The 22,684-nt window shown below is 48.0% G+C and carries 22 protein-coding genes; 17 read left to right on the top strand and 5 right to left on the bottom strand.

Annotation, left to right across the window (positions count from 1 at the left end):
* Positions 1-73 precede the first annotated feature (73 nt).
* The 4 genes from J3P35_RS18450 (at position 74) to J3P35_RS18435 (ending at position 4,006) form a co-directional block, all read left to right on the top strand.
* Positions 74-1,165, top strand: a complete 1,092-nt coding sequence (locus J3P35_RS18450; RefSeq protein ID WP_210466233.1) for a glycosyltransferase — start codon at positions 74-76, stop codon at positions 1,163-1,165.
* A gap of 113 nt (positions 1,166-1,278) precedes the next feature.
* Positions 1,279-2,526, top strand: coding sequence for a glycosyltransferase (locus J3P35_RS18445; RefSeq protein ID WP_210466232.1), 1,248 nt, complete (start codon positions 1,279-1,281; stop codon positions 2,524-2,526).
* Positions 2,523-3,221 (top strand): HAD family hydrolase, encoded by a 699-nt coding sequence (locus J3P35_RS18440; protein ID WP_210466231.1) that lies wholly within the window; start codon positions 2,523-2,525, stop codon positions 3,219-3,221. The genes J3P35_RS18445 and J3P35_RS18440 overlap by 4 nt, the downstream gene beginning before the upstream one ends.
* On the top strand, positions 3,221-4,006 hold the full coding sequence (locus tag J3P35_RS18435; protein WP_210466230.1) for a hypothetical protein: 786 nt from the start codon (positions 3,221-3,223) through the stop codon (positions 4,004-4,006). Before J3P35_RS18440 ends, J3P35_RS18435 begins: the two co-directional genes overlap by 1 nt.
* Positions 4,007-4,014: 8 nt before the next feature.
* Here the strand turns inward: J3P35_RS18435 and J3P35_RS18430 are convergent, their stop codons facing one another.
* Together J3P35_RS18430 and J3P35_RS18425 are read right to left on the bottom strand one after the other, a co-directional pair.
* Positions 4,015-5,367: a hypothetical protein gene (locus tag J3P35_RS18430; protein ID WP_210466229.1), complete on the bottom strand. Its 1,353-nt coding sequence runs from the start codon at positions 5,365-5,367 to the stop codon at positions 4,015-4,017.
* A 16-nt stretch (positions 5,368-5,383) separates the two neighbouring features.
* Positions 5,384-6,652: a tetratricopeptide repeat protein gene (locus J3P35_RS18425; RefSeq protein WP_210466228.1), complete on the bottom strand. Its 1,269-nt coding sequence runs from the start codon at positions 6,650-6,652 to the stop codon at positions 5,384-5,386.
* A 370-nt stretch (positions 6,653-7,022) separates the two neighbouring features.
* On the opposite strand from J3P35_RS18425, the gene J3P35_RS18420 reads away from it, so the two are divergent.
* The 10 genes from J3P35_RS18420 (at position 7,023) to J3P35_RS18375 (ending at position 18,430) form a co-directional block, all read left to right on the top strand.
* Positions 7,023-7,937, top strand: a complete 915-nt coding sequence (locus J3P35_RS18420) for an aminopeptidase (RefSeq protein WP_210466227.1) — start codon at positions 7,023-7,025, stop codon at positions 7,935-7,937.
* A gap of 107 nt (positions 7,938-8,044) precedes the next feature.
* Positions 8,045-10,279 carry a sodium-translocating pyrophosphatase gene (locus tag J3P35_RS18415; protein WP_210466226.1) on the top strand — a complete coding sequence of 745 codons (2,235 nt, stop codon included), beginning with the start codon at positions 8,045-8,047 and terminating at the stop codon, positions 10,277-10,279.
* 124 nt (positions 10,280-10,403) lie between these two features.
* The gene (hpt, locus tag J3P35_RS18410; RefSeq protein ID WP_210466224.1) at positions 10,404-10,943 is read left to right on the top strand and encodes a hypoxanthine phosphoribosyltransferase; all 540 of its coding nucleotides are present in this window, start codon (positions 10,404-10,406) and stop codon (positions 10,941-10,943) included.
* Between the two features lie 134 nt (positions 10,944-11,077).
* On the top strand, positions 11,078-11,671 hold the full coding sequence (locus J3P35_RS18405; RefSeq protein WP_210466222.1) for an adenylate kinase: 594 nt from the start codon (positions 11,078-11,080) through the stop codon (positions 11,669-11,671).
* 146 nt (positions 11,672-11,817) lie between these two features.
* Positions 11,818-12,813, top strand: coding sequence for a GTPase ObgE (obgE, locus tag J3P35_RS18400; protein WP_210466220.1), 996 nt, complete (start codon positions 11,818-11,820; stop codon positions 12,811-12,813).
* A 238-nt stretch (positions 12,814-13,051) separates the two neighbouring features.
* Positions 13,052-13,615 (top strand): nucleotide exchange factor GrpE, encoded by a 564-nt coding sequence (locus tag J3P35_RS18395; RefSeq protein ID WP_210466218.1) that lies wholly within the window; start codon positions 13,052-13,054, stop codon positions 13,613-13,615.
* Between the two features lie 6 nt (positions 13,616-13,621).
* A complete protein-coding gene (gene dnaJ, locus J3P35_RS18390) occupies positions 13,622-14,779 on the top strand; it encodes a molecular chaperone DnaJ (RefSeq protein WP_210466216.1) in 1,158 nt (385 codons plus the stop codon).
* A 376-nt stretch (positions 14,780-15,155) separates the two neighbouring features.
* Positions 15,156-16,061 carry an ABC transporter ATP-binding protein gene (locus tag J3P35_RS18385; protein ID WP_210466214.1) on the top strand — a complete coding sequence of 302 codons (906 nt, stop codon included), beginning with the start codon at positions 15,156-15,158 and terminating at the stop codon, positions 16,059-16,061.
* 4 nt (positions 16,062-16,065) lie between these two features.
* Positions 16,066-17,376 carry an ABC transporter permease gene (locus tag J3P35_RS18380; RefSeq protein ID WP_210466212.1) on the top strand — a complete coding sequence of 437 codons (1,311 nt, stop codon included), beginning with the start codon at positions 16,066-16,068 and terminating at the stop codon, positions 17,374-17,376.
* 181 nt (positions 17,377-17,557) lie between these two features.
* On the top strand, positions 17,558-18,430 hold the full coding sequence (locus J3P35_RS18375; RefSeq protein WP_210466210.1) for a ChaN family lipoprotein: 873 nt from the start codon (positions 17,558-17,560) through the stop codon (positions 18,428-18,430).
* Between the two features lie 416 nt (positions 18,431-18,846).
* Here the strand turns inward: J3P35_RS18375 and J3P35_RS18370 are convergent, their stop codons facing one another.
* Positions 18,847-19,197, bottom strand: a complete 351-nt coding sequence (locus J3P35_RS18370) for a HesB/IscA family protein (protein WP_149092542.1) — start codon at positions 19,195-19,197, stop codon at positions 18,847-18,849.
* Between the two features lie 209 nt (positions 19,198-19,406).
* On the opposite strand from J3P35_RS18370, the gene J3P35_RS18365 reads away from it, so the two are divergent.
* From J3P35_RS18365 to J3P35_RS18355, 3 genes are read left to right on the top strand one after another with little or no spacing between them, the layout of a single operon-like run.
* Complete coding sequence (locus J3P35_RS18365; RefSeq protein ID WP_210466208.1) at positions 19,407-19,943, top strand: DUF7935 family protein; 537 nt, start codon at positions 19,407-19,409, stop codon at positions 19,941-19,943.
* A 28-nt stretch (positions 19,944-19,971) separates the two neighbouring features.
* On the top strand, positions 19,972-20,211 hold the full coding sequence (locus J3P35_RS18360) for a hypothetical protein (protein ID WP_210466206.1): 240 nt from the start codon (positions 19,972-19,974) through the stop codon (positions 20,209-20,211).
* Positions 20,212-20,259: 48 nt separating this feature from the next.
* Positions 20,260-20,511 (top strand): hypothetical protein, encoded by a 252-nt coding sequence (locus J3P35_RS18355; RefSeq protein ID WP_210466204.1) that lies wholly within the window; start codon positions 20,260-20,262, stop codon positions 20,509-20,511.
* Positions 20,512-20,541: 30 nt separating this feature from the next.
* Here J3P35_RS18355 and J3P35_RS18350 read toward each other — a convergent pair whose 3' ends face one another.
* Together J3P35_RS18350 and dinB are read right to left on the bottom strand one after the other, a co-directional pair.
* Complete coding sequence (locus tag J3P35_RS18350) at positions 20,542-21,348, bottom strand: class I SAM-dependent methyltransferase (protein WP_210466203.1); 807 nt, start codon at positions 21,346-21,348, stop codon at positions 20,542-20,544.
* A gap of 99 nt (positions 21,349-21,447) precedes the next feature.
* On the bottom strand, positions 21,448-22,509 hold the full coding sequence (gene dinB, locus J3P35_RS18345) for a DNA polymerase IV (RefSeq protein ID WP_394371299.1): 1,062 nt from the start codon (positions 22,507-22,509) through the stop codon (positions 21,448-21,450).
* Positions 22,510-22,684 lie beyond the last annotated feature (175 nt).

Raw genomic sequence — 22,684 nt, 5'->3', positions numbered from 1 at the left:
AATTTTTATTCCTTACGTGTCTAAAATGTAGGTAATGTATTATTTACAATAGTAATTGTAGAGTTTTTTGGATATGTTAGAAAGTAAGAAAACTGTATTGCATGTAATTGATACCTTAGGAAGGGGAGGGGCAGAAACACTTTTAGTTGGCTATGTCAGGGAGTTAAAAGATTACAATCATATTCTTGTGTATTTGAGTGAAAACAATGAATTTGAAAATGAGCTCCAAGATGTTAATGTAATCAAGCTAGGTTTCTCTAGGAAAACTACCTTGCTGCTTTATTCATTGAAGCTTTACAACATCATTAAGATGTACAAAGTTGATTTAATTCATTCTCATTTATATTGGTCCACAATTATAGCAAGGCTTTCTAACCTAAAAAAAATACCCCATTTTTTCTCCATTCATAATAAAATTAATGAAACAGTTTTTACTAAGCATCCTTACACTAAGGTTTTAGAAAAACTAACCTACAGTAAATCACAAACTGGGTTGGCTGTATCAAATGCAGTCAAGGAAGATTATATTCATTCAATTAAACCCGCAGGTGATATTAAGGTGTTATATAATTATATTGAAGATAAGTTTTTTGAACAAGCAAGCTCTCTTCCAGTAAAGCCAAAGAGTAATGCCAAATTAAAACTGGTTTCTGTTGGCAATCTTAAACATCAAAAGAATTACCCGTTTTTAATTAAAGCTTTTTCTAAGCTCAATAATCAGTCTGTATGCTTAGATATTTATGGAGCGGGTCCTATGTATAATGAATTAATGGACTTAATCAATAAATACCAGCTTTCTGAAACTGTGCGACTTCAAGGGTCTGTTCCTCACCTGGAGGAGGTGTTGCCTACTTATGATGCCTTTGTGATGGCGTCAACAGTTGAAGGATTTGGATTAGCACCCATAGAAGCCATGGCTATGGGGTTGCCATTGCTTCTTTCTAATATTAATGTATTGCAGGAAGTGGCTTCTAGTCATGCCTTTTATTTTGATGCATATAATTCTGATGAATTTGTAACTCTTATTCATTCCATCATCAAGCAGGAAGTGGATTTGTACAGCCATGTTCATGAAGGAAGAAAGTATGCCCATGGTTTTGCCAAGCGTAAGTACTTGGAGGAACTTTCAAACTTATATTGTAACGCTCTTAAAGGTGTCAGCTAAAATGTTTTTAATTCTGTATATTTGTACTCTTTTTATACAGTGAATTTTTTGTTAAGTTTTTATAGAATTTTTTAGCTTTTGATTTTCTGCTAAAAGGTTTAAAATAAACTAAAATGTCTTCTAGTTATAATAATATTTCCAGCACCAAGAATATTTTATATCTGTCCTATGATGGTATGACTGATCCCTTGGGGCAGTCGCAAGTACTTCCATATATAGTGGGCTTGAGTGGAAAAGGGTATAATTTTACCCTTGTTTCCTGTGAAAAACCAGAGCGGTTTAAAAGTAATCGGGCCATTATAGAGAAAATATGTAAAGAGCATAATATTGATTGGCAGCCTATTCCATTCACCACCAAGCCACCTATTCTGGCTAAATACTACGATATTTACAAAATGGAGCAGAAAGCCATCGGGCTTCATAAAGAAAAAAAATTTACTATGGTGCATTGCCGTAGTTACATCAGTGCTGCTATTGGTGAACGGATGAAGAAGCGCTTTGGAGTCAAATATTTTTTTGATATGCGCGGATTTTGGGTGGATGAAAGGGTAGATGGAGGAATGTGGGATCGTAAAAACCCATTCTTTGATTTAGCTTACAAGTATTATAAAAAGCAAGAAGGAAAATATATAGCAAATGCTGATATGATTGTTAGCCTAACAGAAGCAGGCAAACAAGAAATAAAGCGATGGGGAAGCTATCAACAAGCTCCAATAGGAGTTATCCCATGCAGTGCTGATTTTCAGTTATTCTCTTTAATAACTGCTGACAGAAAGGCATCTGCACGGGAATTGTTAGGGTTTTCTGAGGAAACATTAGTCATCAGTTACTTAGGATCTATTGGCACCTGGTACATGCTTGATGAAATGTTGGAAGTATATGCCTTAATTAAAAAGAAATATTCTAATGCTAAGTTCTTGTTTATAACACCTGAACCACCTGAAATGGTGTATGATGAGGCAAGGAAACATGGGTTAGAGAAAGATGATTTTGTAATTCGTTTTGCCAAACGTGATGAGGTGCCAGTATTCGCGGCGGCATCAGATATTAATTTGTTTTTTATAAAACAGAGCTACTCTAAAATCGCTAGTTCTCCTACCAAATTAGGTGAAATCTTAGCCCTTGGCATCCCTGTAATTTGTAACTCCAAAGTGGGTGATGTAAAGGAGATTGTTGAGTTTACTAATTCCGGTATTGCGATAGATGAATTTGATGCTTCAAGTTATGAAAGAATCGTTGAATATATTCCTGAGTTGCTAAAGAAAGACCCAGCCACAATCCGGCAAAACGCCACTGAATATTATCAGTTAGATAATGCAATTGAAAAGTACTACCAACTTTACAAAAAGGTATTGAAATGAAACAGTCTGCTGGGCAAAAAGGTGTTTCAGAACCTGAGTTGTATGTGTTTGATATCTGTGATACGCTTTTCTATTCCAACACTACTTTTGATTTTATCAAATTTGTGCTTGAAGAAAAAAAAATGGTAAGTAAGTGTCGCCTATTTGATCTTTATACAAAAAGAAAATCTCCCTTCTTCTTAAGCCTCTACCTTCTGCAAAAATTAACAAAAGTAGATTGGCCTAAAAAGTTGTGTTTAAAATTACTTGCAGGAATTACTAAAGAAGAACTGTATTTGTTGGGTGAAGCTTTTGAAAATCAATTCCTTGTTTCAAGAATGATTGCAGAAACGCACCAGATGCTTGAACGTTTAAAAGAGGCAGGTAAGTCTATCGTTTTAATTTCTGCCAGCATTGACCCGGTAGTAGCTGCCATTGCTTCTAAACTTAAAGTTGAATACCGTTGCTCTGAGTTACACTACAATTCGCGAAACAAATTCACAGGTAATTTAAGTCGTGAAATGACCGGGCAGAAGTTGATAGAGTTACGGCGAATGCTTTCCCGCCATGATGCTCCTTTTGCCGTTGCTACTGATAATTTCTCTGACAGGAGCCTTGTAGAGGCGGCTTGTCAGCGGTATGTAGTAGTGTACAATACCAAAGCAGTACAGTTTTGGCAAGGGCTAGATGCCCAATTTATTAAACTTTCTTCTTAATGGGTGTTCTTAAATTTTTATTTCCTTTTACTTACTTTTTCCGTAGTCGTTTACAAACTCTCACTGATATTGTATTCCATTTATATTATGAGTGGGTTTTAGCGTTTGTTTTGTTATTCTATTTTTCTGGTAATGAGATAGGATCAAGTGTTGTAAATTTCCTGCTTGCCTATATTGCCTTTATTTCTATTTATGAAATTGGGTATTTAGGGAATGATGTATATAGTGTTAGGAATGAATTAAATCCCAGATTAAGAGTTAAAAATTTTAATCCGAGTAATTTTCAATTGCTGATTTGGGTTTTGTTTCGGATTGCTATTTTTTTAGGCATTACTATCTATCTAGATGTGTTGGATAGTGCTAAGTGGTGGACTTTTTACACAGCAATTGTTTTGTTTTTCTATCTTCATAATGTAATTAAGCAGAAAGAATTAAAAACGTTTACCTTTGTCAATCTAGCTTTCACTCGTTTTCTGGCCCCAATTTTTATTTTCTTATCAAAAGAACAATTGCTCCTGATTATACCTTCTGTTTTAATTTGTTATGTGTTTTATCGGACTCTGACTTACATGGACAGTAAAGGGCTTTTAAATGTGCCTTCTCGTAAGAATGCCTCCTTTAAGGTATACTATTACTTGTTATTAGGAGGTGTAAGTGTTCTTATTGCCATAATAGTAGAATCTTTCATGCCAGTTTTTATTAACTTCTACTATCTACTTTTCTGGATTGCTTTTTATATAAAAGACAGGAGTACTAAAAGAAATGCTTTAACAGTAGATGCGTGAAATAATTGTTATGAGTGAGAATGCTTTCTCTTCAGCGTGTTTAAAGAGCTTTGTGTTTTCTTGTAACTTGCTTGCACGATAAACAGAGCTGAGAGATAGAAAGGCATGAATGGAATTTTATATCGTACTAGAGTCCCAAAGTTTCCGCTATTTGTTCCCACCGCAAAGGCTAGAATTATAGTAAATAGAATTGAAAAGTTTACAACAGGTAGTGAAACTATTCTTTTTATGGTTTTAAAGAAACCAGCTTTGAAAAATAGTTTTAATGTTAGGATTATAAATATAAAAGATTCAATCGCCGATAAAAGCATTACAGGGTTTCGCACTTCCCATAGATACGGGCGATAAAGGGCAACGTTTATTGCTTGTGGAGCTACTGCCATCATACTTACAATTGAACCATCAAACTCTCCAATATTGTACGCTGAGTTATTCTCCTGATATTTTGTTAAGTAATCACTATTGATTTTCGTTCTTTCACCAATCTTGTCTACATCATATCTTTCATCTCCCTCTGTAATATTCAATGCCCCTATTACAGCAATAATTGCTCCTGTTATAAGAAAGAATGGTTTAGCAATAGATCTTAAAAAGTTGTTTTTTATTCTTGAGCTATTCTCATTAAAAACCCAAAAGAGGGCAGGTGGAAGGAAGGATAATATTATATATACCTTTACCATGAAGATCACATAGAAGGATATTATTATAGCTAATAAAGATAAAAGAAATCTTTTCTTCTCAATGAAGCCTTGGTAAAAACCATAAAATAACCATCCTAGTGCCCCTAAAGTAATAGAGTCTTTCATCAAACCAGAACCCCAAAAAAATACCGACGGCAAGAAAAATATAGCGAAAGCTAAGTTTTTATGTAAGGAAGGATATAGTTTATAAAATGTTGAGTACATAGCCCATATTCCTGAGAAGCTTATTAGAGCATAGAATAGGGCAATTACTGAATAAGTATTAAAAGCCAACAAGCTAATGATAGAGCCAAATTTTACAACAAAAAATTCAGTGGAGGAAGTGTACCACCGCATTCTTGATGTGTAGTTGATGGTAGCTGCATCATATTCTCCTGAAGAAAATAGTAACTTTAAACCTAAAGATGGGGATTCTGAGAACGCAGAATGTACTATTTTAATATGGTTGAAATAGTTGAAAGTGTCTCCTGTTGGTTTCCCTGCACCATAGTAGAATTGGTAAATCAATCCTAAACTTATAGCGCCTATCAACTTTACACTTAAGGCTGAGATAAAATATCTTTTTAGCGTTTTGTTCCTTATTCTTGTTTTTAACCAATATGCAATGGTATAAATTAACAACAAATAAATAGGAGCGAGAAATAAGTCTTTTAATTCCATTCTGTTTTTTTGAGTCTTACTTCACTTTCCTGTTCTTCCTTAAATAAGCTTTCGCTTCCTTCTCTGCGTCAGATTTTGAATCTTCTAGCTTCATAACTACTTCATAGTATTGCTTTGCCTGCCGCACATTTTTCTCTTTGTCACTGATTCTGGCCAGGTTGACAAAGGAAGAGATGTAGTAACCAGATTCCTGTTCGTTGATCTGTTCGGCAAAGCTAATACATTGCTGGTAGTATCCTTTGGCCTTGGTGTAATCTCTGTTCCGGTACTGGTTGATGTAGGCCAAATAGAAGCTGGCGTAGCGACCGCTGATGGCTTCGTAGCCGAAGACTTTGCGGTTGATCTTGTCCAGGATCTGGGTAGAAAGCTGCTCTGCCACGGTAAAGTTCCCTTCGGTGAAGGCCATACGGGCGTAGAATCGTTGGAAATAGGGGTTGTCTGGGTAAGTGCTTGCCAGGTATTGGGCCAGCGACATAGCTGAGGCTCCGTTTCTGGCATCATTTGCGTAAATCTTCATCAACCAGTACTTGGCCTCAGTGCCAGTGTAGAATCCGTTGAAAGCGACCTGCTGCAGTTGCTTTAAGCCTAAGTTCTTATTGCCTTTGGGGAAGAAGTAAAGAACCGGACGCAGGAGGGGGTAGTTTTCATGTATCCAAATAGAGTAGTAGTTGAAGAGCGCCTCGCCAAATAGGAACTCGTCACTGAGGCCGTTGGCTTTTTTGCTTTTCTGGAGGTAATCTAATGCGCGATTGCTGGTGATGGCTGCTTTGCGCCAGTTTTTCCGCTCAGCGTGCAGCCGGGCACTAAAGCCATTGGCGGCTGAAAGAAAGAAAGCTGCCTCCAGGTTGTTTTTGTCTTTGTCGTAAAGATCCTCGGCCAGGGTGATGGTGGTGTCCATGTAGGCGAGGAAATAATTGTCAAAACGCGTATCAGTGATGTTAGAGGGTACCATTTTCCACCATTGGCTCAGGCCGATGAGGAAATAGGGCATGGGGTGTTTGGGATAGCGGCGGCGCAAGGATTTGAACTGCTTTTCAGCGGTTTCAAACTTGAAATTGTACATGTTGTCCACGGCGCCTCCCAACTCATTCATGATGCTCTCGTTCAGCAAAAGCCAGCCTTTGATGTTCAGGGCCTGGGGTAAAACATCCACCGAGTCCAGAATGATGCTTGCTTGGAGAGAATCCAGCAGTTTCTGGTCTATCTGTTTCGTGGTGTCAATAACCTGGGCCCTGGCTTGGATAAAGCTGAAGAGAAGAAGAAATAAAAAAAGGGTCTTTTTCATCAAATTTTTAAACTTCCTAAAACGCGACAAGCTCATCAGCGGAGTGCGATTTAAGAGGTGGTATAGCCCTCCCACAACATGCACTGGCTTCTGTAGGGTTCAATTTACGTAGTAATACTGAGGCTGTTTTGGCTTCGTTTTTACAAAAATAAGTCAAAAATACCCGAGGCCCTTGCTCCATCTTCTTTTTATAAGCGAAAAGAATAATAGCAAGGTTTTTCGGGAGGTATTCAAAGGCCATGTATCAGCGCGAGGTTGCTAAAATGGCAGCACAGGTCTATTTTTTATCCTTTTGTTGCGTAAACCTGAAATTCAGTCCTCTCCTGCATCTCTAGAAAGAAATCTGCTACTTTTGAAAAAACGAAAAACTATGCAATTATTGCGTGACCTCTGCCAAATCCATGCCCCGTCCGGGAACGAAGTGAAAATGAAGGAATTTCTGCTGAGTTATGTGCAGGAGAATCAGGCGAAATGGAAGGTCCAGCCGCAGGTCATCCACGGAAAAGGTTTTCAGGATTGCCTCTTGCTGGTGTTCGGTCAGCCCAGAACGGTCATTTTCGCACACATGGATTCTATCGGGTTCATGGTGCGCTACGGGAAGCAGTTAATCAGAATCGGTGGACCTGACGTTGAAACTGGCTACAAATTGGTAGGGGAGGATAGCCAGGGACAGATTGAGTGTACGCTGGTGGTTGACGAGGAGGAACGGGAGCTGCGCTACGAGTTTGAGCGGGAGATAGAGCGGGGCACCGAGTTGGTTTTTAAGCCTGATTTTAGGGAAACGGAGGAAACCGTGCAGTGCTGCTACTTAGACAATAGATTGGGCGTGTGGAATGCTTTGCAGGTAGCCGAGTCCCTGGAAAACGGCATCATCGCTTTCGGGTGCTGGGAGGAGACCGGCGGTGGATCGGTGGGGTATTTGGCCAAATACATCCACGAGACCTACGGCGTCACCCAGGCCTTGATCTCTGACATTACCTGGGTCACTGAGGGCGTGCAGGCCGGGCAGGGTGTCGCGATCTCCCTGCGCGATTCCCTTATCCCCAGGAGAAGCTTCGTGCAGAAGATCATCCGTCTGGCGCAGGAGGGTAACATTCCGTTTCAGGTAGAAGTGGAGAGCGCGGGCGGTTCAGACGGCAAGGAACTGCACTACGGAAATATTCCCTGGGATTGGTGCTTCATTGGGGCCCCCGAGGACAATGTGCATTCCCCGGATGAGATCGTGCACAAGAATGACATTTACGCCATGATGGACTTGTATAAGCACCTGATGCAGAAACTATAAAAGAGCCTGCATAGAGTATAAGGTATATTTGTTTTTTAGGGCAGAAAGGTTAGCTTGCAGAGAGCTTCTATGCTCAAAATCCAAACTAACCAACAAAGCCTTACTTTATGCAGACAATTCTCTACGCAATACCGGCCTTCGGGCTGGTTGCCTTGTTGTACACTGCCATTAAATCGGCGTGGGTTACCAAACAGGATGCCGGCGATGAAAAGATGAGCACCATTGCCCGCTACATTGCCGAAGGTGCCATGGCGTTCCTGAAGGCAGAGTATAAAGTGCTCACGTATTTTGCGATCATCGCTTCGCTTTTCCTTCTTTACCTCGGCTATGCCGGGGAAAAATCATCACCTATTATTGTACTGGCTTTTTTGATCGGGGCCATTTTCTCGGCCCTGGCCGGATTCATTGGCATGCGCATTGCCACCAAAGCCAACGTCCGGACGGCCCAGGCTGCCAAGACCAGTTTACCTAAAGCCCTTGATGTTTCTTTTGGCGGCGGATCGGTGATGGGTATGGGCGTGGCAGGTTTAGCCGTATTGGGCTTGGGCTCACTTTTCATCGCTTTCTATTACTGGTTTGTGCAACGTGTAGGCGCCTCCGCCAGCAGTGAGGAGATGGAAAAGGCGCTGGAGGTATTGACTGGTTTCTCTTTGGGTGCCGAGAGTATTGCTTTATTCGCTCGCGTGGGCGGAGGGATCTACACCAAAGCCGCCGATGTAGGAGCTGACCTGGTGGGGAAAGTGGAGGCGGGTATCCCCGAAGATGACCCCCGGAACCCCGCTACCATCGCCGACAACGTGGGCGATAACGTAGGAGACGTGGCCGGTATGGGCGCCGACTTGTTCGGGTCATATGTGGCGACTATTCTGGCTACTATGGTGCTGGGCCGCGAAATCACCGTTATTGACAACTTCGGGGGCTTGTCGCCCATCATTCTGCCCATGCTCATAGCGGGCTTAGGCATTATCTTCTCCATGATCGGGACATTGTTTGTGCGCGTGAAGGAGGGCGGCAGCGTGCAGGCGGCCCTGAACATGGGTAACTGGTCCTCGGTAGCGTTAACCGCTATTGCCTCTTACTTTGTCATTGACTGGCTCATGCCCGATACTTTGAACCTGCGGGGCTATGAGTTCACCTCCATGGGCATTTTCTATGCCGTGATCATTGGCCTTATTGTGGGAACGCTTATTTCCATTATTACGGAGTATTACACCGCCATGGGCAAAAGACCGGTAGACACCATTGTACAGCAATCTTCCACCGGGGCCGCCACCAATATCATTGCGGGTTTAAGCGTGGGTATGATGAGTACCGCCATGCCGATCATTGTCTTGGCCGCCGGTATCGTGTTTTCCTATTCCGTGGCCGGTTTGTATGGCGTGGCCATTGCCGCCGCTGGTATGATGGCTACAACCGCCATGCAGCTTGCCATTGACGCCTTCGGGCCTATTGCTGATAATGCCGGGGGTATTGCCGAGATGAGCGAATTGCCCAAGGAAGTCCGTCAGCGCACCGATATACTAGATGCGGTGGGCAATACCACTGCCGCTACGGGTAAAGGATTTGCCATCGCTTCTGCTGCTCTGACCTCATTGGCCTTGTTTGCCGCCTTCGTGGGGATCTCCGGCATCAGTACTATTGACTTGTACAAGGCCCCGGTTCTGGCCGGGTTGTTTATCGGGGGCATGATTCCGTTTGTTTTCTCGGCTTTGGCCATTAGTGCGGTGGGTCGGGCGGCCATGGCCATGGTGCAGGAAGTGCGCCGCCAGTTCCGCGAGATCCCAGGTATCATGGAAGGCACCGGCAAACCTGAGTATGATAAATGCGTGGCTATCTCCACGCAAGCGGCCATTAGGGAAATGATGCTGCCGGGAGCCATCGCGTTGATTGTACCAATTGTCATTGGGTTTGGCCTGAAGGGGGCGTTTGAGGAAGTGTCCAGCGCCGAGATCCTGGGGGGCGTGTTGGCCGGCGTGACTGTGGCGGGCGTTTTGATGGCCCTTTTCCAATCCAATGCTGGTGGCGCCTGGGACAACGCGAAGAAATCCTTCGAGAAAGGTGTCATGATCAACGGCGTGATGGAATACAAAGGCTCAGACCCGCACAAGGCTTCCGTTACCGGCGATACCGTGGGCGATCCGTTCAAAGATACCTCAGGTCCGTCCATGAACATCCTTATCAAGCTTATGTCCATTGTGTCTCTGGTGATTGCCCCGCACATTGCTGTGCGCGAGACGCCACCTGCGGCACCTGAGACCCGCCCGGACTTAGAAAGCTCTAGGCAGGTAGATGGCAAACCAAACCTGGCCTCCACAGCGCAATACCCCCAAGAGGCCCGTTAAGTAACCGCTAACCTTTGCTGACGTAAACTCAGCTTCCCCGTCGCCCTTTTCAACAGAAAAGGGCGACTTGTTTTTAATTTAGGGCAGTTTTGCGCAAATTTGATGCTTCTTATCCTCAAGACAGATGCACCACCCAACGGTTAAAATCCTAGACAAGCAGTTCAGTATCTACCTTCCAGAGCGGAAAATCCTTCATAGCGTGGAGATTGTGGCTGCCCGGCTAAGCCATGATTACCGCGGGAAAAAGCCGCTGTTTCTATCGGTGCTCAACGGGGCGTTCATGTTTGCCTCTGACCTGATGAAGGAGTTGACCATTGAGTGCGAGATCTCCTTTGTGAAGCTTTCTTCCTACGAGGACATGCAAAGCACCGGCCAGGTCAAAGAGATCATCGGGCTAAAGGAAGAAATTAAGGGCCGTCACGTGGTGATAGTGGAAGACATCGTGGACACGGGGCACACCATCGCCAATCTTTTAAAGCAACTGCAGTCGAAGGAACCGGCTTCGGTAGAGGTGGCCACGCTGCTCATCAAGCCTGAATGTCTGCAGCACAATCTGGACATCAAGTACCCAGCTATGTCCATCGCCAATGATTTTGTGGTGGGCTACGGGCTGGACTACAACGGTCTGGGCCGAAACCTGCGGGATATCTACAAGGTAATGTAAGAGCCCAAGCTGTTTAGGGCTTGTTTTCTGAAAATCAGGCCTAAAACAGAAAAGCCCAGCGGCACCGGTCAGCTGAATAGCTGTCATTTCCAAGATTTTATTCTTACTTTTGTTTCCTCACAATTTCCATACCCATGCTGAACATCGTACTCTTCGGTCCTCCAGGGGCAGGCAAAGGCACGCAGAGCCAGAAATTAATTGAAAAATACGGGCTTATCCACCTTTCAACGGGTGATTTGCTGCGCTCAGAGATTTCTGGGGGAACAGAACTTGGCTTGAAAGCAAAAGGCCTGATGGACGCTGGTTTGCTGGTGCCCGACGAAGTGGTGATTGGCATGATTGAATCCAAGATCGCGGACAACCGCGATGCTGCCGGGTTCATCTTTGACGGTTTCCCGCGCACCGTGCCGCAGGCTGAGGCCCTGGACGTGCTGCTCAGCAAATACGATCAAAGCATCAGCTGCATGATTGCCTTGCAGGTGTCTGAAGAAGAACTGGTGAAACGCCTGCTGCTCCGCGGACAAACCTCCGGCCGTCCAGACGATGCGGATGAGACCCTCATTCAGAAGCGGGTGCAGGAATACAACACCAAAACCGCTCCGGTGGCCAACTACTACGCGCAGCAGAACAAATTCTTCTCCGTGGACGGCATTGGCGAAATTGATGAGATTTTCGCAAAAAGCTGCGAAATCATCGGGGCTTGCCAGTTGACCCTCAACAACAAGTAAAAGATACCCGTCTGCTCAGGCAAAGGAACGTTTTTGCGCTTTCCTGCTGTTCTGGAGAGACGTACATTTTGATACATTACGTTGGAAGCATTCCCCGCAAAGGAATGCTTCCTTGTTAACATAGCATTTACTTTACCAATACCACAGTGTCATCATCCAACTTTATTGACTACGTCAAGATATGCTGCCGCTCGGGGCACGGCGGAGGCGGTTCTGCCCACTTGCACCGCGACAAGAAAACGGCCCATGGCGGGCCAGACGGCGGTGACGGAGGCCGGGGAGGGCACATCATCCTGAAAGGAAACTCTCAGCTCTGGACGCTCCTGCACCTGCAGTACCAGAAACACGTGATCGCCGAGAACGGCGGCTATGGCGGTCCTAGCCACTCCAGCGGTGCTTACGGAAAGGACATCATCCTGGAAGTGCCCATCGGGACTATTGCCCGGGACGCGGAGACCGGCGATATCAAAGCCGAGATCACGGAGGACGGCCAGATGGAGATCATCACACCCGGTGGCCGCGGAGGATTGGGCAATGCCCACTTCAAATCGCCCACGAACCAGACGCCGCTGTACGCCCAACCCGGCGAGCCCGGCCTGGAGGAATGGACCATCCTGGAGCTGAAACTTCTCGCCGATGTGGGTCTGGTAGGTTTCCCCAACGCCGGTAAATCCACGCTGCTGTCCGTCGTATCGGCGGCTAAGCCGAAGATCGCTAATTACCCGTTCACCACGTTGGTGCCTAACCTGGGCGTGGTGGCGTACCGCGACTACAAATCCTTCGTGATGGCCGATATCCCCGGAATTATTGAAGGCGCCTCGGAGGGGAAGGGGCTGGGCATCCGGTTCCTGAAGCACATTGAGCGGAACTCCATCCTGCTGTTCATGATCTCAGTGGAAAGCCCCGACATTGCCGAGGAATACGAGATTCTGGTGAACGAGCTGAGGACCTATAACCCGGAGCTGCTGCACAAACAGCGCCTGCTGGCCATCACCAAATCAGATATGATTGACGATGAACTGGAGGCCGAGATGCGGGAGACATTACCTAAAGACCTACCCACCGTGTTTATCTCCAGCATGACCAACAAAAACATCATGCAACTGAAAGACATGATCTGGAAAGAGCTGAACAACGCGTAAACCAATCGCTTGATCCGTTTTAAGGCCGTTTTGCAAAAAGAGGCTTAAAATAGATAGCGTCTTTCTCCTGCCAACAGGTGTTCAAAGCCCGGTAGTGGCTGTCATTGCTGCTGAGCGGAAAGATGCGTTTTACGCTTGAAAATGCCAGAATGACATAAAAACGGGTTTGGCAAAATAGTTGCCTCTAGTCAGGCACCTAGAAAAGAAGCATAAACATCTGAAAGGATAAAGAACATATATGAGTACAGCAGCTGAACAAAATCCTCAGGAACAAGAGAATATCCAGCCTGAAAACACCGAGGCAACCGAGTCTACCGCAACCGAGCAGGCTGAACAGCCCAACGGCGAGGCCACCGCTACCGAAGGCGGCGCCTCAGAAGCCGATGAGCTGCGCGACAAATACCTGCGCCTGCACGCCGAGTTTGACAACTTCAGACGCCGCACTTCCAAAGAGCGGTTAGAGCTGTTCAAGACTGCCAACCAGGAACTGATGGTAGCTTTGATTCCGGTGTTGGATGATCTGGAGCGTGCCCAGACGGCCATGAAAGATGCACAGGACGTGAACGCCGTGCGCGAAGGCGTGGAGCTGGTGTTCAGCAAGTTCCAGAACCTTTTGCAGCAAAAAGGCCTGAAAGCCATGGATGCCGTGGGCCAGCCGTTTGACGCCGATGTGCACGAAGCCATCACACAGATTCCGGCCCCATCGGAGGAAATGAAGGGGAAAGTGATTGACCAAGTAGAGAAAGGATATTACCTCAATGACAAAGTGGTTCGCTTTGCCAAGGTGGTAATTGGAGCATAAGAAGCCATGGCAACCAAAAGAGATTATTACGAAATACTGGGCGTAGCCAAAGGGGCCACGGCGGATGAGATCAAGAAAGCGTACCGCAAGATCGCGATCAAGTTCCACCCCGATAAAAACCCCGATGACCCTACTGCTGAAGATAAATTCAAGGAAGCAGCCGAGGCCTACGAGGTCCTGAGCGATGAGCAGAAACGCCAACGCTATGACCAGTTCGGTCACCAGGGCGTGAACGGCGGTGGCGGCTTTGGCGGAGGTGGCATGAACATGGAAGACATCTTCTCCCAGTTCGGTGACATCTTCGGCGGTGGCGGAGGCGGCGGGTTCGAGAGCTTCTTCGGGGGCGGCGGACAGCGTGGCGGCAAACGCGTGCGCAAAGGCAGCAACCTGCGCATCAAGCTTAAACTCAACCTGGAGGAAGTAGCCAAAGGCGTAGAGAAAAAGATTAAGGTGAAACGCTACGAGGCCTGTAACGTCTGCGACGGAAACGGTTCCAAAAACGGAACGGCTTTGAATACCTGCGGTACCTGCCAGGGCTCTGGTCAGGTGAAACGCGTGGTGAACACCATGCTGGGCCAGATGGTATCGGCCAGCACTTGCCCTACCTGTAACGGCGAAGGCAAAACTGTGAGCCAGAAATGTGATGCCTGCCACGGTGAAGGACGTCAACTCCGCGAAGAGGTGATCTCCATCAACGTACCAGCCGGCGTGGCCGATGGCATGCAGCTGTCCATGGGCGGCAAAGGAAACGTGCCGGAGCGCGGTGGTATCCCCGGTGACCTGTTAATCCAGATTGAGGAAGAACAGCACCCAACCCTGCGCCGCGACGGTAACAACGTCATGTTTGAGCAGTACGTGAGCTTCGTGGATGCCACTTTGGGCGCTAGCGTGGAAGTGCCTACCATCGAGGGTAAGGTGAAGATCAAGATTGATCCGGGCACCCAGTCCGGCAAGATCCTGCGCCTGCGTGGCAAAGGTATCCCAGACATCAACGGTTACGGTAAAGGTGACCAGCTCATCCACATCAATGTTTGGACGCCTAAGAACGTGAACCCAGAGGAACGCCAGATCCTGGAGCGCCTCCGCGAGTCCCAGAACTTCGTGCCGAACCCCGGCAAAAACGAGAAAGGCTTCTTCGAGAAAATGAAGGAGTACTTTCAATAAGATGAGTTCTGAGTCTTGAGTCCAGAGTCCTGAGTCAGGAAATATATACATCACCCGCTTTCTGCATAAGGAAGCGGGCGATGTCGTTTTATAGGCGTTTTCAAATGTAGCGGCGTTACCCTGTAACGCCATGTTCCCATGAAGCAGAGGCACCTCTTCTAAAACAACCCTTTCTGCATCACAGGGAGAGGTTGTGGCAAGAACAGGTTTTTCAGGTTTGAAACTGATCAGCTGCGTAGAACCACGGCGTTACAGGGTAACGCCGCTACGTTTCAGGTCCATTTTCCGGAAAACCGCCTGTAAACGGATTTTGCCCCCACTTGCAAACTGAAACGCTTTGACTTAGCTTTAGCCTGACGAACTAACCGCTAATCTCTTGCAACCCATTCTTCAGATCCAGGGCGTAAGCAAACTTTATGAAGCGCACCAAGCCCTGAACAGGGTCTCTTTTGAGGTTCCCAAAGGCAGCATTTTCGGGCTGCTGGGACCCAACGGGGCCGGAAAAACCTCACTCATTCGCATCATTACCCAAATCACCGCGCCAGACGAAGGGCGCGTTCTGTTTGAGGGTCAGCCGCTGCTGCCGCACCATGTGCAGCAGATTGGCTATCTGCCCGAGGAGCGGGGCCTGTACAAGAAGATGAAAGTAGGGGAGCAGTTGGTGTATCTGGCCAGGCTGAGAGGCTTGGAGAAAGTAAACGCTACGGAGCGCATCAAGGTGTGGGCCGATCGGCTGGATCTGAAGCCTTGGCTCAACAAAAACGTGGAAGACCTCTCCAAGGGCATGCAGCAGAAAGTGCAGTTCATCGCCACCGTGCTGCATGAGCCTAAGTTGCTCATTTTGGACGAACCTTTCTCAGGTTTCGATCCGGTGAACGCTAACATCATCCGGGATGAAATCCTGAAACTGCGGGACCAGGGCTGTACCGTTATTTTCTCTACGCACCGCATGGAATCGGTGGAGCAGATGTGTGACTACATTGCTTTAATTAACAACTCAGAGAAAGTAATGGAAGGCAGCGTGCGGGACGTCAAAGCCAGGTACCGAAGCCATACTTACCACGTGGAGGGCACCGGCAAACTGCTTATCATGTCGCCGGACTTTAAGGTGCTCACGCAGGCCCAGCAGGGCGACCAGTTCAGAGCCGAGGTGCAGTTGGAGCCGCAGATCGGGCCAAACCAATTGCTACGGTATCTCATTGAACGGGTAGAGGTGCAAGGCTTCCAGGAGAAGATCCCCAGCATTCATGACATTTTCATCCAAACCGTAACCCAGAAATAAACCCATGGACAAGATCTGGCTGGTGTTCCAGCGCGAGTACCTAGTGCGCGTGCGCAAGAAAAGCTTTATTGTGATGACCATCCTGGGGCCGCTGCTCATGGCCTTGGTCATGATTGTACCCATCTGGTTGGCCACCATGACTGATGATACCAAGGTGGTGCAGGTGCTGGACGAGAGCGGTTACCTCAAAGGCAAACTCACCTCTACCGAGGAACTGAAGTTCATCAACGTGCCCGGTCCAGTGGAAACGGCCAAGGCCACTTACTTGGAATCAGAGGATGCCGCTTTGCTGTACATTCCTAAACTGAACCTGGACAAGCCGCAAGGCATTCAGCTGTTCTCCCAGAAAAGCACCAGCCTGTCCATGAAAACCAACCTGGAGAAGCGGGTAAGGGAAGAACTGGAAGAAGTGAAATTCGCCAACTCGGGCATTGATCAAAAAGTACTGGAGAAGATCAAAACCCCTGTGAATATCCGGACGGTGAACCTGAGTGCAGAAGGAGAGAAAAGCAGCGATGTGGCGGTTACCAGCGGCGTTGGTTTCATTGGTGCTTTTCTCATTTACCTGTTTATTTTCCTGTATGGCGCGCAGATCATGCGGGGCGTGATAGAAGAGAAAACCAGCCGTATTCTGGAAGTGATGGTTTCGTCGGTGAAGCCGTTTCAACTCATGGCCGGCAAGATCCTGGGCATCGCAGCGGTAGGGCTGACCCAGTTTCTCCTGTGGATTACTCTTACCACTGCTATCAGCGGGGGAGTAACCGCCCAGTTCGACCTTAACCGGTTCTCCGATGCCCAGATAAACCAAACCGTGCAAGGAATGAAGGATGACCGCGATGTGCAGCAGGCGCAGGAAGTGCATGAGGTGGTAAGTGCCGTCCAGAACCTCAACCTGCCATTGCTTATTGGGAGTTTTCTGTTTTACTTTTTAGGCGGATACCTGCTTTACGGTGCTTTGTTTGGGGCGGTAGGCGCCGCCGTAGACTCCGAGACCGATAGCCAGCAGTTCATGCTGCCCATCACGGTACCGCTCATTCTGTCGTTCATCGTGGCACAGACCATCATCGTGAAGAACCCCAACGGGCCGGTGGCCTTCTGGATGTCCATGGTGCCGTTCACCTCGCCGGTGGTCATGATGCTGCGCATGCCTTTCGGGGTGCCTACCTGGGAATTGCTGCTCTCCATGTTCCTGCTCATCGCGGGCTTCATCGGGACGATTTGGGTAGCAGCGCGCATTTACCGCGTGGGCATTCTCATGTACGGTAAAAAGGTGAACTACCGCGAGTTGTCTAAATGGCTCTTCTACAAAGGCTAGGATTAGTGATTAGGTGTTAGTTTTCAGTGGTTAGTTTTTAGGCTGTTTTTCTGAAAACAGGCAGAAAATAGTTTGCGGCAGAAACCGTCAGGTAACTAACAGCACTTATTCCCCTACTAACAACTAAACACTAACAACTAACAACCCCTTTAGCCCGATTTCCCAAAAACTGCTCTGAAACATGAAAAAGATATGGTTGCTGTTGGTGTCAGTTGTGTTCCTTTCCTCATTTACCATGGATAAACCTGCGTATCGCCTGTTCCAGGGCAATGGCAAGGCGGTGAAGTATGAAAGAATGCTCAAGGAGCTGGCTTCCGCCGATGTGGTGTTTTTTGGCGAGCAGCACAATGATCCCATTGCGCATTGGCTGGAGTTGGAACTGACCAAAGACCTTTACCAGGCGCACGGCAAACAGTTTGTATTGGGCGCCGAGATGTGGGAGACCGATACCCAGGCCGCGGTGGATTCCTTTCTGCTGGGCCAGCTGGAAGAGCCCCGCTTCGCGGAAATCAGCGGCGCCTGGCCCAACTACGCCACCGATTACAAACCCACGGTGCAGTTCGCCAAGGCCAATTCCATTAAAGTGATTGCCACCAACGCGCCCCGCCGCTCGGCCCGTATCGTGGCCCGTGAGAGCCTGAAGGGTTTAGAGGCCTTGCCGGCCATAGAAAAACAATGGCTCGCGCCGCTGCCCATCACCGTTGATCTGGAATTACCCGCCTACAAACGCATGCTCAGCATGTTTGGGGATTCGCACGGCACCTCGGCGGCCTCGGCCCAGATTGTGGAAGCGCAAGCCTTGAAAGATGCCACCATGGCCCACTTCATCAGCAAAAACTTACAAGCTGGTCAGCACCTGTTTCATCTCAATGGCGCCTACCATTCTGACCATCACGAGGGCATTGTCTGGTATCTCCGCCGCCTCCGCCCCGAGCTGAAAATCATTATCATCACCACCGTTCTGCAACCGGACTTAGAGAAATTAAGCCCTGAGCACGAAAAACGCGCCGATTACGTGCTGGTGGTGCCGGAAACCATGACCAAAACTTACTAATGCACTAAATTTTTAAGGTGCTAAAATTCTATTTAGGGCCTTTTTGGGGTGTTTTACTAAAAATAGATCGAAAATAAAATGCCAGACCCAAATGCAGAGATGATTCAATTAGCTATTTCTCGTTTTTAGCTCTTTATAAAAATGAACCAGTTTAGTTAAGGAATGACGCCAGCTGCAGTTCTGACGGAGAGTGTGTACGACGTTACGGTGTAACGTCGCTACAGTGTAATATGTAGCGTCGTTGCACTGCAACGACGTCTCCGGTAGGATGGAAGGGCGCTACCTTCCCAGAGCAAGACTAATATTGAGAAAATTACCCTCTACGCCATACCTTGGCCTTTACTAAACAGCTTTAATCAGGCATAAAAAAAGACCTGCTAGAAAACAGGTCTTTTGAGAAGTTGAGGCGGGGATTGTTAGGCGGAGAAAGAGCTGCCGCAACCGCAGGTGCTTTTGGCTTGCGGGTTGTTGAAGACAAATCCGCGGGCGTTCAGGCCATCTTGGAAATCTACTTCCATGCCCATTACATACATGCCGTGTTTTTTGTCCATGATCAGCTGTACGCCGTCCAGTTCGTAAATCTCATCGGCATCCTTGGCTTTGTCAAAGCCTAGCAGGTAAGACATGCCAGAGCAGCCACCGCCTTGTACGCCAATCCGTAAACCGTATTCTTCGGGTACGTTTTTATCTTTCATAATCACTTTCACCTCGTGCAGGGCACGCTCAGTGAGTGAAATTGGGGCTTTTTTTATAGTCGTGCTTTCCATAACAGTGGGTTTTGCGCTGTAAAGTTACTAAAAACTAAGCTGTTTCTACGCTTCGGCGCTATACTATGGGTAACCGAAAATCAGGGAAAATGATTCAGCGGCCACCACATCAATTTTTTACCGATATTTACTTTGCGATTACGCGTACTATTTGACTCAGGCTTGTTTCTGCTTCAGACGGCATGAACCAGGGCCACTAACAAAAAAACATGACCACAGACACTTCCTCCATTGTACTTTTAGTTTTATTGGGCTCGCTGCCGGCCCTGGTGGTGGGCGGCGCCATGTATCTTTTAACCCAACGGTATCTGGAGCGCGATTATCGCAAAAAGGTGCTGGACATTCGGCTGAAGAACAGTGAGACCATTCTGCCCATCAGGCTGCAGGCCTACGAGCGCATCATCCTGTTTCTGGAGCGCATCACGCCTAGCAACTTACTTTTAAGGGTGAGCCCCTCTGGGTTAACCGCTTCAGATTTCCAGGCCCAGCTGCTGCAGGAAATCCGGGCCGAGTACACCCATAACCTTTCTCAACAGCTGTACATGAGCGAGGCGGCCTGGCAGCAGGTGAAGAAAGCCAAAGAAGACGTGGTATCTATGATCAACCAGAATTACCAGAACCTGCAGGACAAAAGCCGGGGAACGGAGCTGGCCAAACGCGTGCTGGAGACCGTCTTGCACAACGAGGTAGACCCCACGGCCCATTCCATCCAGTTCCTGAAGCGGGAGCTGCACGAGATTTTTTAACTATTTAGTCTAGATGAAGCCTTTTAGAATGAACAGAAATTTATTGGTTCTTTTGGTTTTTGTATTGGGTCTGGTAAGTGTCTCGGTGCATGCCCAGGATATCTCCCTGACGAAAAAGCAACTCCTCAACAAAAAAGTAGAAATCCTGGTGCCGGCTGCGTTTGGGGAAATGACGAAGGAACTTCTCAAGCTTAAATATCCCTCAGAGCGGCGGCCTACCATGGCGTACACAGACAGTTCGGCCAAAACCAATGTGGCGGTTAACTAACTTGCTACCTCGGCGGCCCAAGGGCAAATGGAAGCCTTTAAGCAAAGCATGATTGGTAGTTTCAAGACCTCTATTCCTTCGGCCAAATGGGTGAGCAGCGGCGTGAAGGTCATCAACGGAAGAAAAGTAGGTTACCTTGAGTTGGTGACGCCAGCCATAGACCAGGAGATATACAACCTCATGTTCTTCACAGATGTGAACGGAAAACTGTTTCTGGCCACCTTTAATTGTCTGGAGAAAGAACGCAGTACATGGCAACATACGGCCCATCAAATCCTGAACTCATTGAAGGTAAACTAAGGCAAAGAATTGTATTTTGCTTCGGTTACTTTAAGTGCCCATGACCATCTTCAAACTGTACATCAGCGGATGTTTGTCTTCCATGCCTTTGATGCGCCAGAAGCCATCGGGTCCCTGTACCATGTTCGCGAAGCAGTTATAGTAGGAGTAAGGCAGTTCCTGTATTTCTCGCAATTGCAGGTTCTGGTTAAGCAGGGCGCCTAAGACTTCGCTCAATGCGTGGTTCCAAGAGTACTCGGTGTAATGGATAGGCGCATCGCGGTCTGTATACGTGCCCGAAGATTCTTCAATGATAGGGCCGCCGTTGTTGAAGTAGGAGTACTGCACGCGGGTGAATTCATTGTCAAACATCCAGACGGCAGGGTGGAACTCCGCCAGGAAAAAAGTGCCGCCCGGTTTCAGGAAGTGCGCCACCACCTGGGCCCACTTCTCCAGATCTGGTAACCAGCCTATAACGCCGTAAGTAGTAAACACCACATCAAATTGGCCTTCCAGGTGCTGCGGCAGGTCATACACATTGCAGCACACAAACTCCGCATCCAGCCCCAATTCTTCATTCAGTTGCCGCGCCAGCACGATGGCTTCATCAGACAAATCAACGCCGGTGGCTTCTGCGCCCAGCCGAGCCCAGGAAAGCGTGTCCTGCCCGAAATGGCATTGCAGGTGCAGCAGCTTTTTTCCGCTGACATCGCCCAGCGCTTCTAGTTCAAGCGGGTTCAGGCTGTTTTTGCCCTGTTTAAAGGAAATCAGGTCATAAAAGGCGGAGTCTTTGTGCACACCCGTGCGCAGGTTCCAGGCATGTCGGTTCATCTCAATGTAGTCGGCAGAGGCATCCATGGCGTTTTCATCTTGTTTAGATGAAAATAAGCAAAAAACGATTAGCACAGGATGTTGGCCGGGAGTTAGCCGATTATAAAGGAAATCCTTGTGCTTCGCCTAAAACGGGAAAGACAATTGACCGCCCTGGTGCTTGCCGTAGTTGAGGTTAGAGACCGTAATGCCCAGCAGCCGGACGGGTTTATTGGGGAACGCCGGCGTGCGCAGCAGGTCCAGGGCAATGTCCAGGAGCACTTCCTCGGCGCGCACCGAGGAGAAGAAGGTCTTGCTGCGGGTGTTGTTCGTGAAATCGTGGTACTTGAGCTTGAGCGTGATGGTCTTGCCCGAGGCCTCCAGCCGGTGCAGGTCATAGGCCACTTCCTCGGCCAGGCGCTGCAGCTCCGGCAGCATCTCTTCCTCGGTCTCCAGATCCTGCCCGAAGGTGCGCTCCGAGCCGATGCTCTTGCGGATGCGGTTGGGTTCCACCGGCCTATCGTCCTGCGCGCGGGCGATCTGGTAGAAATAGGAGCCTGATTTCCCGAAGTGGCGGCGCAGGTCCATCTCAGAACGGTTTTTCAGGTCGGCACCGGAGTGGATGCCCAGCTGCTTCATCTTGGCCGCGGTCACATCGCCTATGCCGTAGAACTTCTCAATGGGCAGCGCCTCCACAAAGGCCTCGGCCTCGTCTGGCAGCACCACCGTGAGGCCGTCGGGCTTGTTTTTCCCCGAGGCCACCTTGGCCAGAAACTTATTGAAAGACACGCCCGCCGAGGCCGTGAGCCGCGTCTCCTGCAGGATCTCGTTTTTGATGCGCTGCGCGATAAGCATGGCAGACCGCAACCCAAACTTGTTTTCCGTCACATCCAGGTACGCCTCGTCCAGGGAAAGCGGCTCCACCAGATCGGTGTAGCGCAGGAAAATCTCCCTTATCTGCCTTGAGACCTGCTGGTAGACCTCAAAGCGCGTGGGCACCATAATCAGGTGCGGGCATTTCCTGAGGGCCAGCTGCGAAGGCATGGCCGAATACACGCCAAACTGCCGCGCCTCATAACTGGCCGCCGCCACCACGCCCCGCGCCTTGGTACCGCCCACGGCCACGGGTTTCCCGCGCAAAGCCGGGTTATCACGCTGCTCCACCGAGGCGAAGAAAGCGTCCATGTCTATGTGGATGATTTTGCGCAAAATTGCTGTCCTTGGATAGTAAGAAAACATGGACCCAAAAGGGTTTTTAGACCTGTTTTTGGGTGCGGCGCAAGCCTTGTTTGAATTTTTTCCTCCTGATTTTCAGCCGAAAAACATTTGCAGGCTTTGCATTGTAAAATGATTCGTGAACTTGCGGCGTTAGTCTACGTACTGC

The organism is Rufibacter roseolus (genome assembly GCF_017916365.1).
GTDB lineage: Bacteria > Bacteroidota > Bacteroidia > Cytophagales > Hymenobacteraceae > Nibribacter > Nibribacter roseolus.
This window is presented reverse-complemented; position numbering and strand designations above follow the sequence as displayed.